Raw genomic sequence first — 17,323 nt, forward strand, 5'->3', positions numbered from 1 at the left:
GGGGGTGGGGGTCAGAGAGCGAGCAGGGCGCGGTCGAGGACGCGGGTTCCGAAGTGCAGGGCGTCGACGGGCACGCGCTCGTCCACGCCGTGGAAGAGCGCCTGATAGTCGAAGCCCTGGGGCAGTCTCAGCGGTGTGAAGCCGTAGCCGGCGATGCCCAGCCGGGAGAACTGCTTGGCGTCGGTGCCGCCGGACATGCAGAACGGGACCACGTGCGCGTCCGGGTCGAAGTGATTCAGCGCTTCTCGCAGCACCGCATACGTCGGTGAGTCCACCGGAGCTTCGAGGGGGACCTCGCGGTGGTGGAACTTCCAGTCCACGTGGGGGCCGGTGAGCTCCTCGAGAGTGCGGTGGAACTCCTCCTCGCCGCCGGGCAGCATCCGCCCGTCGACGAATGCGGTGGCGCTGCCGGGGATCACGTTGACCTTGTAGCCGGCGCTCAGCATCGTCGGGTTGGTGCTGTTGCGCACGGTGGGCTCCACGAGGGCCGCGGCGGGGCCGAGTTCGGCGAGGAGTTTGTCGGCATCGAAGTCCGGGGCGTCCGTTGCCGGTTCGGGCAGGCCGTGCACCTCGGCCAGTTCCTTCAGGGCGGCGCGCACCGTAGGAGTCAGCCGCTGCGGCCATTCGTGCTCGCCGATGCGTGCGACGGCGGCGGCGAGCCTGCTCACGGCGTTCGCCCGGCTGACCTTCGAGCCGTGCCCGGCCCTGCCGCGGGCGGTGAGTTCGAGCCAGGCCGTGCCCCGCTCTCCCGCGGCGACGGGGTAGAGCCGCAGCCCGTCGCCGGCGTGGAAGGTGAAGGCTCCCGATTCGCTGATGCCCTCGGTGCAGCCTTCGAACAGTCCGGAGTGCTGGTCGGCCAGGTAGTCCGAGCCGTATTCGGCGCTGTCCTCCTCGTCCGCGGTGAAGGCCAGCACGATGTCGCGGCGTGGCCGGACGCCCGCACGCGCCCAGGCGCGTGCGACGGCCAGGACCATCGCGTCGGCGTTCTTCATGTCGATGGCGCCGCGGCCCCAGACCACGCCGTCGCGGATCTCGCCCGAGAAGGGGTGCACGCTCCAGTCGGCGGGCTCGGCGGGCACCACGTCGAGGTGGCCGTGCACGAGGAGCGCGTCGGCCTCCGGATCGGAGCCGAGGATCCGTGCCACCACGTTCGTACGTCCGGGAGCCTTCTCCAGCAACTGCGGCTCGATGCCCGAGCCGGCGAGGCGCTCGGCTACGTACTCCGCGGCGGCACGCTCGGAGCCCTCGCCTCCGCCCCGGTTGGTGGTGTCGATGCGGATCAGCTCGGAGGTGAACGTCACTGCCTCGTCGAGCGCCGTCTGGTCGATGTGCTCAGCCATATTGCTCCTCCACCGCGGCCGAGACGACCGTCGTGACCGCCTTGAACGTGCGGATTCCCTCATACATGCCCGGGGAGGTGTAGGCGACGCGGCGCTCCCCGGTCCGCTCGACGCCCGGCACGACCGTGGCCGCGCCCACAAGATGCTCCGCGTCGAACTCCAGCTCCACCGTGTGCTCCTGAGGCGATGACGGACTGGCCCGCACGGCGAGGGAGGTGGCCCTGCCGGCGGCGGACCGGATGTCCGCGGCCGTTCGCCCCGGTGTACGGCAGACCGCGGCGTAGCGCGAGACGTAGTCCTTGACCGCGACCCCGTAGGCGTCCGGGGCATACCCCTTGGCGTCCTCGATGGTGCGGTCGTCGCCGGTCACGAGGATCACCGGTACCCCGTACTCCTCGACGACGAGGGCGTTGAGGAGGCCTTCGCTGGCCCGGGACCCGTCGACCCAGACACCGGTGATGGAGTTCGCCAAGTAGGTGTGCGCCAGGACGCCTTCGGTGCCTGCGCCCGTGTGATAGCCGACGAAGGCGATGCCGTCCACGTCGCCGTGCTGCACGCCTTCGACCATGCTGAGGGTCTTGTGCCGGCCGGTGATCATCTGTGCCCGGTCGTCGAGCTGTTCCAGCAGCAGGTTGCGCATCGTCCAGTGCGCCTCGTTGATGAGGACCTCATCGGCGCCGCCCTCGAAGAAGCCGACCACCGCGGCGTTCACGTCCGAGGTGAACATCGGGCGGCAGCGCTCCCATTGGGGGGTGCCCGGAAGGACGTCCCCGGGCCATGTCACGCCGGTGGCGCCTTCCATGTCGGCGCTGATGAGGATCTTCATGCCGGGAACGTTACGCGGTACGCAAACCCCGTGACACCCTTGTGGATAACTCCCGTGGTCTCGACCACTGAAGCCTTGTCGCTCTCCGCTCTGACCTGGCATTTCGCCCGGCTGGGCAGACCCTGGACCGCCTCGCGCGACACGCGCTGCGTCAACGTCCCAAGCGGTGCTTCCACGGCCGGACCGAGGGTCAGTTCTCGTGCCCCAGCAGCAGATCGCGCTCGGTGCGACCGCCGCCCTCGACCTGAAGCACCGTCGCCACCGGCGGATAGCCGGCGGCGATGACGGTGTACTCGCCGGCGGCCAGGTCGACGAAGCGGAAGACGCCGTCCTCGCGGGTGGTCGCGGTGTCCACCACGTTGCCGGCCGCGTCGAGCAAGGTCACGCGCGCGTCCTCCACCGGCCTTCCACCGACCGCCCGCACGGTGCCGCGGAGCATGGCGCCGCCCGCGAGTTCGATGTCCTGCCGGGTCTCGCGCGCGGCCTGCACGGACACCGGCAGCGCCGCGGGACGGTATGCGGGGGCGCTGGCGGCGAGCGTGTACTCGCCGGCCACCAGCTGATCCAGGGCGTAACTCCCCTCGATGCTGCTGCGGGTGGCGGCCACGACCTCCCCGCGGACGTCGGTGAGGGTCACCGCGGCCTCCCGCACCGGCAGACCGTCCGGGGTGAGGACGCAGCCCGCCAGGCGTCCCGCGCCGCCGAGCACGACGTCCAGCTCGACGGGCCGCTCGGCCACCGTGACGCCGACGGCCTGCGGCTGATGACCGCTCGCCGCGGCGATCAGGACGTAGGAGCCGGTGGCGGGCGTGCTCAGCGCGTACCGCCCGTCCTCCCCCGTCGCGCTGCGCCCGACCTGCTTCCCGGACGTGTCGATGAGGGTCAGGGCGGCACGCGGCACGCTGCTGCCGTCGTGATGGCGGACGCTTCCGCAGACGGGGACCCCCGCGGTGTGCGGGGCGCTCACCGTGCCCGTCGGCGCGGCGGCGTGCGCCGGGGTGCGTGCCTCGGGGACGGCGGCGTTCTCGTTCACGAGCGGTTTCTCCTTGAGGAAGAAGGTGAAGATCAGCCCGAGTACGAGCACCGGGACCAGGTACAGGAAGATGCGCGGCATGGCGTCGGCGTAGGCCTGTACGTAGATCTCGCGCAGCGGACCGGGCAGTTTGTGCACCGCCTGCGGGGTCAGAGACGACGGGTCGGGCAGGCCGTGCGAGGCGTCGTGCGGCAGCCGCACGGCGAGCGCGTCGGTGAGGCGCTGGATGAAGAGCGTGCCGAAGACGGCGGCTCCGACGCTGCCGCCGATCTGGCGGAAGTAGTTGTTCGCGCTGGTCGCCGCGCCGAGGTCCCGGACCGGCACGGAGTTCTGCACGGCCAGGACCAGTACCGGTAGCACGAGCCCGATGCCCAGTCCCAGTACGGCCATCCAGACGCTGTAGGCCTCGCGCGACGTGCCGGTCTCCAGCCGCGACAGCAGCCACATGCCGGCGGCCGAGAGGGCGCAGCCCAGTACCGGATAGATCCTGTAGCGGCCGGTGCGTGAGATGAGCTGGCCCGAGACCGTGGAGGACAGCACGACGCCGCCCATCATGGGCAGCATCAGCAGTCCCGACTCGGTGGCGCTGACGCCGTCGACCATCTGAAGGAAACCGGGCAGATAGCTCGCGGCGCCGAACAGGGCGATGCCGACGGCCACTCCGACGATGCCGGTGACGTTGAAGACGGAGTCGCGGAAGAGGCGCAGCGGCAGGAGGGGTTCGCTCGCGAGGCGTTCGACGGCGACGAACAGCACCGCGCTCAGGGCACCGCCCGCGGCGAGTCCCAGGATGACGGTGTCGTCCCAGTCGTACTCGGTGCCGCCCCAGCTCGTCAGCAGCACCAGGCATGTGGAGAACGCCCCGAGCAGGAGCGTCCCGAGCACGTCCAGCTTCGGGCGTCCCTCCGGGCGCGGCAGCTTCAGTACGAGGGCGGTGACGATCAGGGTGACCAGGCCGAAGGGGACGTTGATGTAGAAGCACCAGCGCCAGGAGAGTTCGTCGGTGAACCAGCCGCCGAGCAGCGGCCCCGCCACGGACGCGAGGCCGAACGCGGCGCCGATCAGGCCCATGTAGCGGCCGCGTTCGCGGGGCGGAACGACGTCCGCGATGATCGCCTGCACGCCGATCATGACCCCGCCGGCGCCGACGCCCTGGAGCGCCCGGTAGGCGATCAGTTCGGTCATCGTGCGCGACCAGCCGGCGAGGGCCGAGCCGGCGACGAAGACGACGATGGCGAAGAGGAAGATCCCTTTGCGCCCGAAGAGGTCCCCGAGCTTGCCGTAGACCGGCAGCCCGATCGTCGCGGCGAGCAGGTAGGAGGTGACGGCCCAGGACATCCGGTCCAGGCCGTGCAGTTCGCCGACGATCCTGGGCAACGCCGTGGCGACGATGGTCTGTTCGAGAGCCGCCAGCAGCAGAGCGAGCATCAGCCCGACGAAGACCAGCCGCACGCGGCGCCTGCTGAGCCCTGCGGGACTGTCCTGCTGGGGCGACTCGGCGGGCTGTCCCGGCTCGGTTCCGTGACCGGTTCCCCGACCGGCATCCGAGGCCGCGGGACCCGGCGTGGGGATCTCCAGGCTCACCTCGACGACCGCGGGTGACCGCGCCTCCGGGGGCTCCAGAGCCGTACCGCTCATCGCACTCCCCTGGTCGCATCCGCTCATCCTCGGGGAGCATTTCTCGCATTACGTGACAGGAGCGAGCAAGTCAGACACCACTGGCTTCCGGAGGGCCGTGGAAACCTCAAGTCCGTTGCCCGGGGCGCCTGTCGGGCGCTCAACTGCGGCTTTCGGGGCCGGGGGCCGGCGGGACGGCAAGGTCGCGCGCCCTCGGTGCCCCCGCGAGAACCACTCGATCCGGTGAGCGGGTGTGCGGCCGCACACCCGCCGTCCCGTTACTTCTGCCTCACTTCTCCGTCTCCGCGGCGAGCTTGGCCAGGATCTCGTCGTAGATGCGGGCCAGCCCTTTCGGCGCGAAGGTCCGCTCGAAGAATCCCCCGATGCCACCCGCACCCTTCCAGGTCGTCTTCACCGTGACGCGTGCGGCATTCTCCGAGGCTCCCTGTTCGACCTTCCAGGTCGTGACCATCGTGGAGTTGCGGTCACTCTCGACCAGTTCACCCCCGGCCGAGTCGCTGACGTCGATGAGGCAGTCACGGATCCGCTTGCTGGTGACCTGGACCTTCCAGTGCACGACGGTGCCAGCACCCTCGCCGCCCTCGCGCACCTCGTACTCGCTGTAGTGCTCGGGCAGCAGCTTCGGCCGGGTCCCGCTGTAGTCGGCGAGCGCGCGCCGTACCGCGTCGGGCTCCGCAGCGATCTCGCGATGGGTCGTCGACTCGACCTGCGCCATGTGCTCCTCCTGCTGTTCGGCACGTCCGTTGCGCCCGCTGGCGCCCGGCAACCCAATCACCCCGCGGACGGGGGCCCAAATCGGCTTGACGAGCGAGTGGGAACAGATGTTCTATTCTCTGAGTACGAACAGCACGAGGCACGAGGAGGGTCCATGCGCTGGGAGAACCTGAGCGGCGACGGGTCGGCGGTGAACCCCGCCCTCTTCGGCACCGACGTGGTCAGTCGTACCTTCAACACCCCCGAATTCGCGGGCATCACCTTCCACGAGGTGCGCGCCCGCTCGATCGTGAACCGCGTGCCGGGGGCCTCCCGCATGCCGTTCGAATGGACGGTCAATCCGTACCGGGGCTGCTCACACGCCTGCGTGTACTGCTTCGCCCGCGGCACGCACCGCTATCTCGATCTCGACACGGGAGCCGGGTTCGACACGCAGATCGTCGTCAAGGTCAACGCCCCCGAGCTGCTCCGCCGTGAGCTCGGGTCGAGCCGCTGGCACGGGCAGCACATAGCGATGGGCACCAACGTCGACTGCTACCAGCGGGCGGAGGGCCGCTACCGCCTGATGCCCGGCATCCTCACGGCGCTGCGCGACTACACCAACCCGTTCTCGATCCTCACCAAGGGGACGCTCATCCTGCGCGACCTCGACCTGCTGCGTTCGGCGGCAGCGATCACGGACGTGGGCATCTCCGTCTCCGTGGGGTTCACCGACGAGGAGCTGTGGCGCACCGTCGAGCCGGGCACCCCGGCCCCCGACCGGCGCCTCGACGTGGTCCGCACGCTCAGCAGCCAGGGCATCCCCTGCGGAGTGCTGATGGCTCCGGTCATCCCGTTCCTCAGCGACTCCCCGACCCAACTGCGCACGACCGTGCGGGCGATAGCCGCCGCCGGAGCCTCGTCCGTCACCCCGCTCGCGCTGCACCTGCGGCCAGGGGCGCGCGAGTGGTACATGCAGTGGCTCGCGAAGCACCACCCCGGACTGGTGCGGCACTACGAGGGTCTGTATGCGGACGGCGCCTACGCCCCCACCTGGTACCAGCGCCGCATCACCCGTCAGGTCCACGAACTGGCCGCCGAGTACGGCATCGGGCCCACCTCGCCGGGCACCCACCGCCGCGTCGAGGTCCACCCCGACAGGGCCACCGAGCAGGAGCCCGACACCCCCGACTGCACGCAGCTGACCCTGCTGTAGAAATCCCCTCGCGCGTCCGCGCCGCAGGCACGACGATCCCCACATGTCCGAACTCACTCACATCAGGGCCCCGCACGGCGTCGCGCCGGGCAACGGCTACAGCCATGTCGTATGGGGCGAGGGCCGGTTCGTCGCCGTCTCCGGGCAGGTCGCCCTCGACGAGAACGGCGACGTCGTCGGCGCGGGTGACTCCGCCGCTCAGGCCCGGCAGGTCTTCACGAACCTGCGCCGCTGTCTTGCCGCTGCCGGCGCCGGATTCGACGACGTCGTGAAGCTCATTCACCACGGACGTCGGCATCCTCCCAGCGGTCCGCGAGGCGCTTGATTCCCCCTGAGCCTGGCGGCTCGGGAGGTGCCCCCAGCATCGACGTCACGCGGCCACCGGCGAGCACGGCCGTCCAGGTCTCCTCACTCGTCCATCCCGATCTGCTGCTGGAGGTCGAGGCGTACGCGGTCATCCCCTGACCGCGGCCGGGAATCCGGCACCAGCGCACCACACCGCCAACAGCGGCATCCCTCACGGGAGGTCGGCCGCGTTCCGGCAGAACAGCGGACCGTGCGCCTCAAGTGCGCCCGCTCCATGAACGGGCCTGCTCCATGAACGGGCCCGCTCGATGAACGGGCGCGCGGTCGGCCCTGCGCCCGGCAACGCCGGGGGTACCTCCCGCGCCGCCAGGCCCAGGGGGAGTCGAGAACGACCTCGGCAGTGCCCCCAACTGCCCATCGCGTCCGGCCAGTTGATCTGCGACGTGAAGCCGCAGCCAGAGCTCGCTGAAACCCGCCGGCACCGGCCGTAGGACGGCTCCCCCTCAAACCGGTTTGAAAATTGGAGTCAGAACTCTTGACGGGGTTCCTTTCAAACCGGTTAAGTGCCTGCCCAGGCTGCACGGCGAGCAATTGCCGCCAGCCGCTTGAGCTGGTGCTCGCGCACAGCCGTAGCGCCGTAGCCAGTGCCACCCACACCGTCCGAGGGGAAAGACCGTGCGCCAGAGCCCGACGATCGCCGATGTCGCCCGGGTCGTCGGCGTCTCCAAGAGCACGGTGTCCTTCGTCCTGAACAACCGCCCCGGAGTCGCAGCGGACACCAGGGCAAGGGTTCTCGCCGCCGCGGCGGAGCTGGGATTCCGGCCGAGCCATCGGGCGCGGGCGTTGTCCTACTCCCGGGCATTCGCGCTCGGCCTGGTGATGGCCCGGCCCGCCGAGCTGCTCGGTGCGGACCCGTTCTTCCCCGCCTTCATCGCCGGGGTGGAGACCGAGCTGGCCAAGGTGGGGCATGCCCTGGTGCTGCGGGTCGTCACCGGCGGCTGGGACGAGGAGGCCGACGGATACCGTCAACTCGCCGGGGACGGACGGGTGGACGGGGTGTTCCTCTCCGATCTGCGGGTGGGCGACGATCCCCGGCTGGAGCTCCTGCAGGAACTGCGGCTGCCCGCAGTGACCTTGCAGACGCCGGACACCTCACCCGCCTTCCCCGCCGTGAACCTCGACGAGCGGACCGGGATCCGCGCCGCCGTGGAGCACCTGGCCGCGCTGGGGCACCGGAGGATCGCGCATGTGGCCGGGCCGCAGGAGTTCGTGCACGGTCACAGGAGACGCGCCGCCTGGGCGGACGCGCTGCGCGATCTCGGTCTGCCCCCGGGGCCGGAGGCTGCAGGGGACTTCACCGCGGCCGGCGGCGCCGCGGCCACCCGGCGCCTGTTCGAGGAGAGCGAGCCGCCGAGCGCCATCGTCTATGCCAACGACCTGATGGCGATCGCGGGCGCCACCGTCGCGCATGAGCGGGGCCTGAGTATTCCCGACGACCTCTCGGTCACCGGTTTCGACGACACCGAACTGGCCCGCCATGTGCACCCGCCGCTGACCACGGTGCGGATGGACGCCCTCGCAATGGGCCGAGCCGCCGCCCGCACCCTGCTCCAACTCGTGGAGAACGGCAGCGCGGAGAGTGCCGAGTTGCCGCCGACCGAGCTGGTCCTCCGACGATCCACCGCCCCGCCCGCCCCGGGCGGTCTCCCCCGCCCCCGAGCCTCCCAAGCCGACGACGAACCACGGAGTACCTCATGAAACGAGCGCTTCCCCTTGCCATGGCCCTCCTCGTGCTGCCACTCAGCGCGTGCGGTGGCGGCTCCGGCGACGACGGCGGAAAGGCCGCCACGTCCAAGGGCCCCATCAAGATCTGGTACGCCAACAACCCCGACGAGATCGCCTGGGCCAAGAAGATGGTCTCGTCCTGGAACTCCGCGCACCCGGACGAGAAGGTCCGTGCCCAGGAGATACCGGCCGGAAAGAGCTCCGAGGAGGTCATCGGAGCGGCCATCACCGCGGGCAACGCCCCCTGTCTGGTCTTCAACACCTCCCCGGCAGCCGTGTCGCAGTTCCAGAAGCAGGGCGGCCTGGTGCCGCTGGACGACTTCCCCGGCGCCGCGCAGCACATCCAGAAGCGCTCCGGGGACGCGGCCGAGCAGTACAAGTCGGAGGACGGCAAGTACTACCAGCTGCCCTGGAAGTCCAACCCCGTGATGATCTCCTACAACAAGGACGTCTTCGAAAAGGCCGGACTCGACGCGGACAAGCCCAGCTTGAAGACGTACAAGGACTTCCTGGCCACCTCCGAGAAGCTGGTCGACAAGGGCGGGGTGAAGGCCGCGGTCTGGCCGGCGCCCAGTTCGGAGTTCTTCCAGTCCTGGTTCGACTTCTACCCGCTGTTCGCGGCCGAGAGCGGCGGCAAGCAGCTGGTGGAGGACGGCAAGGCGCAGTTCACCGGCCCTGAGGGGCGGGCGGTCGCGGACTTCTGGCGGTCGATGTACGACAAGGACCTGTCGCAGAAGGAGAAGTACAACGGGGACGCGTTCGCCGACGGCAAGGCCGCGATGACCATCGCCGGCCCGTGGGCCGTGAAGGTCTACGACAAGAAGGTCGACTACGGGGTGGTCCCGGTCCCCACGTCCAAGGGGCAGTCGGCCGCGGAGACCCGTACCTTCAGCGACGCCAAGTCGGTGGGCTTGTTCAGCTCCTGCAAGAACCGCGGTACGGCATGGGACGTGCTGAAGTTCGCCAGCAGCAAGGAGCAGGACCGAAAGCTGCTGGAGACGACCGGCCAGATGCCGGTGCGAGAGGACCTGACGGGCAACTACGCGGACTTCTTCGAGAAGAACCCGAAGTACAAGACCTACGCCCAGGCGGCCGAGAACACCGTCGAGGTGCCCAACGTGCCCAAGTCGATTGCCGCCTGGCAGGCGTTCCGGGACGCCTACTCGCGCTCGGTCATCTTCGGCAAGGAGAACCCGCAGACAGCGTTGAAGAAGGCTGCGGCAGAGGTCGAGAAGCTCGCCGCCCAGAAGTGATCAACGCAGAGGGGTTTTGTTGATGTCCTCGCCCGCGCCGGGCGGCACGCGCCCCAGGAGCATCGGGCGGTCCTTCGGCCGCAACCTCCTGGGGCTCGGGTTCGTCTCGCCGTATCTGGCGTTCGTCGCCGTGGTCTTCGCCTACCCGTTCGGTTTCGCGGTGTGGATGTCGTTCCACGACTACTTCTTCGCCGCGCCGAACGCGATCGTGGAGTACCCGTTCGTCGGCCTCGAGAACTACGCGGCCGTGCTGAGCGACCCGGACGTCCGTCAGGCATTCGGCAACATCGCCGTCTTCCTGGTCTTCAACGTGCCGCTGACAGTGGGGCTTTCGCTCGTACTGGCCAGTGCGCTCAACGCCAAGCTGCCGATGCGCTCGTTCTTCCGCGCGGCGTACTACCTGCCGTACATCACCGCGAGCGTGGCGATGGTCGGTATCTGGATGTGGCTCTTCAGCAGCGGCGGCCTGGTGAACAAGGTGCTGGGGCAGCTGGCTCCGGAGCCGTCGTGGCTGGTCAACGAGACGCTGGCGATGCCCCTGATCGCGGTGTTCGTCGCGTGGAAGCAGCTCGGCTTCTTCATCATGCTGTACCTCGCGGCGCTGCAGAACGTGCCGAAGGAGCTCTACGAATCGGCGGACACCGACGGCGCGTCCACGGTCCGCAAGTTCCTCTCCATCACCGTGCCCGGCGTGCGCCCGGCGACGACGCTCGTGGTGATCGTGGCCACGATCACCGGGGCGAACCTGTTCACCGAGCCGTACCTGCTCACCGGTGGCGGCGGTCCGGACGGAGCTTCCGCCTCCCCCGTCCTGCTCATGTACCAGCGGGGCATCGAGCAGGGAAACCCGGATGTCGCCGCCGCGATCGGCGTGCTGCTGGTGCTGTTCGTGCTGGCCGTCTCGCTGATCAACCGCAAGCTGACGGAAAGGGACTGAGCCGTGAGGTCCGCTGCTTCCACCACACGCCGGATACCCCGGCTGCTCGTACTGCTCGCCGGCGCGTGTGCGTTCCTCTTCCCCTTCTACTCCATGGTGCTGGGCTCGCTCCAGGCCGAGCCGAGCTCCGAGCCGTCGGACGTGCTGCCCGATCCGTCAGGCCTCACGCTCGGCAATTACACGGCGATCAACGACCGGGTCCCGCTGCTGAGGGCCGTCGCCAATTCGGGGATCTTCACCGGTGGCGTCATCCTGTGCACCGTCGTGTTCGGCCTCTTGGCGGGCTACGCGCTGGCGCAGATGCACTTCCGCGGCAGAGGCGCGGTCTTCGGCACGGTGCTCCTGGTGCAGCTGGTTCCGTTCCAGCTGCTCATGATCCCGCTCTACGTGATGATCGTCCGCAGCTACGGGCTGGCGGACACCTACCTCGGGATCATCCTGCCGTTCGCGATCAACTCGACGGCTGTCTTCGTCTTCCGCCAGTTCTTCATGCAACTCCCCCGTGAACTGTTCGAGTCCGCTCGGATCGACGGCGCGAGCGAGCTGGCGATCATGCTGCGGATCGCCACCCCGCTGTGCAAGCCGGCGCTGCTCACCACCGTGCTGCTGACCTTCATCGGCCCCTGGAACGAGTTCCTCTGGCCGTTCCTCGTGACGAAGGACGCGGACATGCAGCCGTTGGCCGTGGCACTGGCCAACTACATCTCGAACGTCGCCGGCCGGGCCGCCAACCCGTACGGCGCGATTCTCGCCGGGGCATGCGTGCTCGCCGCTCCGGCCGTGGCGCTGTTCCTCGCGTTCCAGCGCCGCTTCGTCTCCACCGACCTCGGATCCGGCATAAAGGGCTGACACTTGAGCACCGACACGACCCCCCGTATGAACATCCCCTACACCCTGCGCCGGCTGGGCGTCATGATGTCGCCACTGCCCGGCGAGGCCAACGAGAGCGAGGGCGTCCTCAATCCCGCCTCCGGCCGCACCCCGGACGGCAAGCTGCACCTGCTGCCCCGCCTGGTGGCCGACGGCAACGTCTCCCGAGTCGGGCTCGCCGAGGTCACCTTCGCCGACGGCGTACCCTCCGGCGTCGAGCGCCGCGGCGTCGTGCTGGCCCCCGACGAGGGCTGGGAGCGCGGCAAGAACAACGCCGGGGTCGAGGACCCCCGCACCACCTGGATCCCCTCCCTCGGCAAGCACGTCATGTCCTACGTCGCCTACGGGCCCCTCGGCCCCAAGCCGGCCCTCGCCGTCTCCGGGAACCTCACCGACTGGACCCGCCTCGGCCCGATCCAGTTCGAGTACCAGCCCGACCTCGACACCGACCTCAACCTCTTCCCCAACAAGGACGTCGTCCACTTCCCCGAGCCCGTCCCGGGCCCGGACGGCGAACCGGCGTACGCGATGCTGCACCGCCCCATGTGGGACCTCGCCTGGTTCCGTCCCGGTGAGGGCGTCCACCTCCCCGCCGGCGTCACCGACGAGCGCCCCGGCATCTGGATCTCCTACGTTCCGGTCGCGGAGGCCGAGCAGGACGTCCGCGCGCTGGTCCGCCCCCGGCAGCACCGCCTGGTCGCTCTCTCCGAGCACCCCTGGGAGGCACTCAAGATCGGCGCCGGGCCCGCCCCGATCCGCGTCGACGAAGGCTGGCTGCTCATCCACCACGGGGTCTCCGGCTCCATGGCGGACCCCTTCGAGCAGAACCAGCGGGTCTCGTACGCCGCCGGGGCGATGATCCTCGACCCGGCCGACCCCTCGAAGGTCATCGCCCGTTCCGATGAGCCCCTGATGGCCCCCGAAACGGAGGAGGAGCGCTCCGGCACCGTCCCCAACGTGGTCTTCCCCACGGCGATCGAGGAGATCGACGGGAAGTTGTACGTCTTCTACGGCATGGCCGACGCCCACATCGGTGCCGCCCTCCTGGAACGCACCACGTGACAGCGCCGGCCCTCGGCCTGGGGCTGGTCGGCTGCGGATCGTTCGGGGCGTACGTCCTGGATGCCGTGGCCGGCCTGCCCGGCCTGCGCATCGCCGCGGTCGCCGATCCCGACCCGTCGCGCGCGAAGCCGCTCGGCGCACAGCATGATGCGACCGTGCACGACGGCCTCGCCTCGCTGCTCGCCACGGACGGCGTGGACCTGGTGGCCCTCGCCACCCCGCCGGCCACGCACGCCGGGATGGCCATTGCCGCTCTCCGTGCCGGCAAGCACGTCTTCTGCGAGAAGCCGCTCGCCACCACCACCGAGGACGCCGCCCGGGTGCGGGACGAGGTGAACCGTTCGCCCGGAACTCTCGCCGTCGACCACGTCCTTCGCTACAACCCGCTCCTGCGCGCCGTTGAGCGGCTGATCGCCGAGGGCCTCCTCTCCCCGCCCCGCCGCTTCCTCTTCGAGAACGACGCGTCCGACGAGGACCTCGGCCCCGACCACTGGTTCTGGGATCCCGCGCACAGCGGGGGCATCTTCATCGAGCACGGTGTCCACTTCTTCGACGCCGCCCGCGCCCTGATCGGCAGCGAGCCCGAGTCGGTGCGCGCCACGGCCGTGCGGCGCCCGGGCGGCCCCGTCGACATGGTGATCGCGGACGCCGTGCACCCCGGCGGTGTCCTCGCCACCCACCTGCACTCCTTCACCCACGCCCACCGGTGCGAGCGCCAGCTGATGCGCCTGGACCACGGCTTCGCCGAGTCGCGCATCACCGGGTGGATCCCGGCACACGCCACCATCACCGCGTGGACGGACGACGAGGGCGCCGCCCGATGGGAGGAACTTCCTTCCAGGACGGCTGAGTTGCTGGCCGTTCCCGGCCTTCGCCCGCACGGCGGCGAACGCGCCGCCGTCGACGTGCAACGGCACGCGGACGATGCCCGTCCCGCCCGCGGCAGAGGCGTGGCACGCAGCGTCCCGCACCGCGTGGAGGCCGTCATCGACCTCGGCGGCGAGAACCGCAAGCCGTATGTGTACACGGAGAGCGTGCGAGCCGCCGTCGCCGACCTGCTGCGCTGCGCGGCCGACGGCTCGACACCGGTCGCCGACGCCCACGCCGGACTGACCGCGGTGGCCGTGGCCGAGGCGGCCACCCGCGCGGCCGGCACCGGAGCCGGCCGGACCGTCGCCGTACCCGCGGTGGCTCAGTCGTCCTCGTAGACGGTGCTGTCCTCGTCGCCGCGGCGGATCGTGCGCAGTGCGTGGCCCGGGTGCCAGACCTGGAAGATGATGTGCGGGTCCTCGACCCTGATCCGTACGACCTCGGAGAGCTCCGCGCGGAAGAGATGGAAGCGTTCCGGCGCCTCGGTCTCCGCATCGTCGGCGGCGTACCGGGCGAACTCCTCCGGGTCCGTGACCTCGACCGCACGGCCCGAGATGCGGACGTCGCCGCCGCCCATTCCGGTACCCGTGCCGGGGTTGGCGTACATCGAGAAACGGGGGTCGCGGCGCAGGTCGAGCGCCTTGCGGGACCCGATCATCATGCCCAGCCAGAGCTCGTCACCCCTGAAGTCGCCCTCCAGGCCGGTCAGTCGGGGCGAGCCGTCGGGGCGCAGGGTGGCGAGCACGTGGTGCTGGAACGCCTGGAAGCGGGCTCGTACGGTGTCGGCGAATTCGGGTTCGGCGGCGCGGAAGGCCGCCCAGCTCTCGGTCATGGCTCCATGCTGCCGCCGAAACCCGACATCTTCCGTCCGGATTGCGTCCCGCGTACGGGTGCGCCGCGCCTGTGCCCGGGCAGCCGTCCCCTCGTCCGCCCTTCCGGCGCAGCAGCCGGCGAGCCGGTTCAGTGGCCGAGACGGGCGAGAGCCTGGTCGGGGTAGCGTCCGCCGGCCACCGCCCGCGCCGGCACGGCATCGCGCAAGCGCGCCGCCTGAGCCGGGCTCAGAGCCACATCGGTCGCTTCGATGTTCTCCAGCAAGTGCCGCTCCCGCTTGGTACCGGGAATCGGCAGGATGTCCGGCCCCTGGTACAGGAGCCAGGCCAACGCCGCCTGGGCCGGCGAGCAGCCGATCTGATCGGCGACGTTCCTGACCGCCTCGACCAGAGCAAGGTTGCCAGCGATGTTCCCCGGCGCGAAACGCGGCCATCGCCGGCGGTTGTCCTCTTCGGACAGAGCTTCACGTGAGTGCAGAGCGCCGCCGAGCATGCCGCGGCCCAGTGGCGAGTACGCAACCACGGCGACGCCGAGCTCCCGGCAGGTGTCGAGCATCTCCCCCTCCACCACGTCCCTGGTGAACAGCGAGTACTCGAGCTGGATCGCCGTGATGGGGTGCACCGCGTGTGCCCGGCGCAGCGTGCCCGGGCTGACCTCGGACAGTCCGAGAAAGCGGACCTTGCCCGCTTCGACCAGGGCGGCCATGGCACCGACCGTGTCCTCGACAGGTACGCCGGGGTCACGGCGATGCATGTAGTACAGGTCGATGTGCTCGGCCCCCAGCCGCGCCAGGGAAGCGTCGCACGCGACCTGCACGTATTCGGGGGAAGTGTCGACTTCGTCCACCCTGCGGGTGGCGGCGCTGTGCTTGAGACCGAACTTGGTCGAGAGGAAGACCGAGTCGCGGCCGCGGTTGCGCAGCCAACGGCCGAGCAGCTCCTCGTTGGCGCCGACGCCGTACACGTCCGCGGTGTCGAGAAGGTTGACGCCCAGCTCAGCGGCACGATCCAACGTGCGCAGGCACTCGCTCTCGTCGGCGGCTCCATAGGCGATCGACATGCCCATACAGCCAAGACCGATCTCGGACACCCGGGCAGCGGGATCGCCGAGTGGACGGAACTTCATCGCAACTCCCCTTGTTCACGTTGCCCGTCAGCGTGGGCCTTGGACTTCTGGAGCATCCAATCAATTCGCCGACGACCACCCGGCCGGCGCCCCGCCACTCGTCGCCCTGAGGGCAGAGACGTCCCCTCGGCCGTCTTGCCGGCACAGCCGGCCCGGGGCCCCCGTAATCCGGTCGAGACCGCTCCGCCGTTCTGCCACGATCCGTCCATGCCTGTACGGGAGATGACCGCGGACGACATCGACGCCGTCGCCGAACTGCGGGTGTGCGCCTGGCAGCACGCCTACGCGGACCTCCTGCCGCGCCCCTTCCTGGACGCGATGTCCGTCGAGGAGGACGCCGCCCGTCGCCGGGAGATGTTCGCCCAGGCCGCCACCCTCACCCGCAACCCCGTGACGAACCTCGTCACCGAGAGCGCCGAAGGGGCCGTCACAGGCTGGGCTGCGTTCGGCCCGAACCGGCCCGGCGGTGCCCACACATCGGCGCCGCGAGCGGAGACCGCCACCGAGGAAGCGGAGCTGTACGCGATCTACGTGCGCCCCGATCTGCTCGGCACCGGCCTCGGCCGGGACCTCGCGGGCGCCTGCCTGGAGGGCGCCGCCCGGCAGGGCTTCACACGCGTCGTGCTGTGGGTCATCGAGGGCAACGCGCGCGCCCGCCGTTTCTACGAGCGCGCCGGCTTCACCCCGGACGGTGGCGAGGACACCTACGACATCGACGGTCAGGGCACGCACATCCCGATCGTGCGCTACGGGCGGCCGTTGACGGTCACGGACAGCTGTTCGGTCTGACAGCTCTTCTGCGGGGACGCGCCGGCGCCGTAGGGATGCGGGCCAGCGCCGCCTTCGCGAAGGGCGAGAGCCTGTGGTGCTCGGCGGCCGCCCCCAGAACCGCGACGGCACGCCGGTCCCCCAGCGCCCCCAGTCCCTGCACGCAGGCCTCGGCGATCGGCCAGTAGTGCACCGGCCCCATCAGCAGCCGCTGGAGGACGGAGATCAGCGTGGGCACCGACTCCGGCGCCCGTAACGCCGTGAGCAGCCGCACGGCATGCAGCGCGTAGCCGGTGCGCAGCTCGTTGGTGGCGAGGGCCGCGGCGGCGCGTGCGGTGCGCGGGTCACGTAGCCGTGCCAGGGCGTGAGCGGCCGTGGCGCAGCGCACGGGGTCGCGGTAGTTCAGCATGAAGATCAAGGTTTCAAAGCTGCGCCTGTCCCCCGCGCTGCCGAGGGCGAATGCCGCCACCTCCCGCGCCCACAGCGGGCGTTGGCTCTCCGCCAGCACGGACGCCAGCTCGTCCCGCGCCGCCGGAGTGTCCTCCCTCGCGAGTGCGACCAGCCGCTCGTACTCGACCGGGTCCGCCTCCGCCCGGACGCGATCGATCAACGATCGGAATGCGTCGGCCACTTCCGCTCCCTCCCCCAGTGTTCCGTCCCACAGCCCTGGAAGTGCCATACCCCTGGCGCATTGGTTACCCACGAGTTAAGGTGCTCGTCAGAGCGGCACCCCCGCTCAGGCGGCCTGGTGACGCAGCCGCCCGAGAGTG

Annotated in this window: 15 protein-coding genes and 1 pseudogene; 9 read left to right on the forward strand and 7 right to left on the reverse strand. The window is 70.2% G+C overall.

Features of this window, described 5'->3' with window-relative positions; genetic code table 11:
- Positions 1-11 precede the first annotated feature (11 nt).
- From G4Z16_RS04615 to G4Z16_RS04630, 4 genes are all read right to left on the reverse strand, one after another.
- Positions 12-1,340 carry a M20/M25/M40 family metallo-hydrolase gene (locus tag G4Z16_RS04615; RefSeq protein ID WP_197349313.1) on the reverse strand — a complete coding sequence of 443 codons (1,329 nt, stop codon included), beginning with the start codon at positions 1,338-1,340 and terminating at the stop codon, positions 12-14.
- On the reverse strand, positions 1,333-2,166 hold the full coding sequence (locus G4Z16_RS04620; RefSeq protein WP_197349314.1) for a M55 family metallopeptidase: 834 nt from the start codon (positions 2,164-2,166) through the stop codon (positions 1,333-1,335). The genes G4Z16_RS04615 and G4Z16_RS04620 overlap by 8 nt, the downstream gene beginning before the upstream one ends.
- A 190-nt stretch (positions 2,167-2,356) precedes the next feature.
- Entirely contained in the window at positions 2,357-4,837 is a 2,481-nt protein-coding gene (locus G4Z16_RS04625; protein ID WP_197349315.1) for an MFS transporter, read from the reverse strand.
- A 268-nt stretch (positions 4,838-5,105) separates the two neighbouring features.
- A complete protein-coding gene (locus tag G4Z16_RS04630; protein ID WP_197349316.1) occupies positions 5,106-5,552 on the reverse strand; it encodes an SRPBCC family protein in 447 nt (148 codons plus the stop codon).
- 153 nt (positions 5,553-5,705) lie between these two features.
- Here G4Z16_RS04630 and G4Z16_RS04635 point away from each other — a divergent pair, with 153 nt between their 5' ends.
- The 8 genes and pseudogenes from G4Z16_RS04635 (at position 5,706) to G4Z16_RS04670 (ending at position 14,167) form a co-directional block, all read left to right on the forward strand.
- On the forward strand, positions 5,706-6,746 hold the full coding sequence (locus tag G4Z16_RS04635) for an Rv2578c family radical SAM protein (RefSeq protein ID WP_197349317.1): 1,041 nt from the start codon (positions 5,706-5,708) through the stop codon (positions 6,744-6,746).
- A gap of 43 nt (positions 6,747-6,789) precedes the next feature.
- Positions 6,790-7,211 (forward strand): annotated as a pseudogene (locus tag G4Z16_RS04640) (RidA family protein).
- Positions 7,212-7,727: 516 nt separating this feature from the next.
- The gene (locus tag G4Z16_RS04645) at positions 7,728-8,810 is read left to right on the forward strand and encodes a LacI family DNA-binding transcriptional regulator (RefSeq protein ID WP_197349318.1); all 1,083 of its coding nucleotides are present in this window, start codon (positions 7,728-7,730) and stop codon (positions 8,808-8,810) included.
- The gene (locus tag G4Z16_RS04650) at positions 8,807-10,090 is read left to right on the forward strand and encodes an extracellular solute-binding protein (protein WP_197349319.1); all 1,284 of its coding nucleotides are present in this window, start codon (positions 8,807-8,809) and stop codon (positions 10,088-10,090) included. The genes G4Z16_RS04645 and G4Z16_RS04650 overlap by 4 nt, the downstream gene beginning before the upstream one ends.
- A 22-nt stretch (positions 10,091-10,112) precedes the next feature.
- A complete protein-coding gene (locus G4Z16_RS04655) occupies positions 10,113-11,027 on the forward strand; it encodes a carbohydrate ABC transporter permease (RefSeq protein ID WP_197349320.1) in 915 nt (304 codons plus the stop codon).
- A 3-nt stretch (positions 11,028-11,030) separates the two neighbouring features.
- Positions 11,031-11,876, forward strand: coding sequence for a carbohydrate ABC transporter permease (locus G4Z16_RS04660; protein WP_246530679.1), 846 nt, complete (start codon positions 11,031-11,033; stop codon positions 11,874-11,876).
- A gap of 27 nt (positions 11,877-11,903) precedes the next feature.
- Positions 11,904-12,959 (forward strand): glycoside hydrolase family 130 protein, encoded by a 1,056-nt coding sequence (locus G4Z16_RS04665; protein WP_197354162.1) that lies wholly within the window; start codon positions 11,904-11,906, stop codon positions 12,957-12,959.
- A complete protein-coding gene (locus G4Z16_RS04670; RefSeq protein ID WP_197349321.1) occupies positions 12,956-14,167 on the forward strand; it encodes a Gfo/Idh/MocA family protein in 1,212 nt (403 codons plus the stop codon). Before G4Z16_RS04665 ends, G4Z16_RS04670 begins: the two co-directional genes overlap by 4 nt.
- Here the strand turns inward: G4Z16_RS04670 and G4Z16_RS04675 are convergent.
- Together G4Z16_RS04675 and G4Z16_RS04680 are read right to left on the reverse strand one after the other, a co-directional pair.
- Positions 14,152-14,661, reverse strand: coding sequence for a pyridoxamine 5'-phosphate oxidase family protein (locus tag G4Z16_RS04675; protein WP_197349322.1), 510 nt, complete (start codon positions 14,659-14,661; stop codon positions 14,152-14,154). The two genes, G4Z16_RS04670 and G4Z16_RS04675, sit on opposite strands and share 16 nt — an antisense overlap.
- A 128-nt stretch (positions 14,662-14,789) precedes the next feature.
- Entirely contained in the window at positions 14,790-15,785 is a 996-nt protein-coding gene (locus tag G4Z16_RS04680) for an aldo/keto reductase (protein ID WP_197349323.1), read from the reverse strand.
- 207 nt (positions 15,786-15,992) lie between these two features.
- On the opposite strand from G4Z16_RS04680, the gene G4Z16_RS04685 reads away from it, so the two are divergent.
- Positions 15,993-16,574 (forward strand): GNAT family N-acetyltransferase, encoded by a 582-nt coding sequence (locus G4Z16_RS04685; protein ID WP_246530680.1) that lies wholly within the window; start codon positions 15,993-15,995, stop codon positions 16,572-16,574.
- On the opposite strand, the gene G4Z16_RS04690 is transcribed toward G4Z16_RS04685, so the two are convergent.
- Positions 16,552-17,184 carry a HEAT repeat domain-containing protein gene (locus G4Z16_RS04690; RefSeq protein WP_197349324.1) on the reverse strand — a complete coding sequence of 211 codons (633 nt, stop codon included), beginning with the start codon at positions 17,182-17,184 and terminating at the stop codon, positions 16,552-16,554. The genes G4Z16_RS04685 and G4Z16_RS04690 overlap by 23 nt on opposite strands.
- Between the last annotated feature and the right edge of the window lie 139 nt (positions 17,185-17,323).

The organism is Streptomyces bathyalis (genome assembly GCF_015910445.1).
GTDB classification, from domain to species: domain Bacteria; phylum Actinomycetota; class Actinomycetes; order Streptomycetales; family Streptomycetaceae; genus Streptomyces; species Streptomyces bathyalis.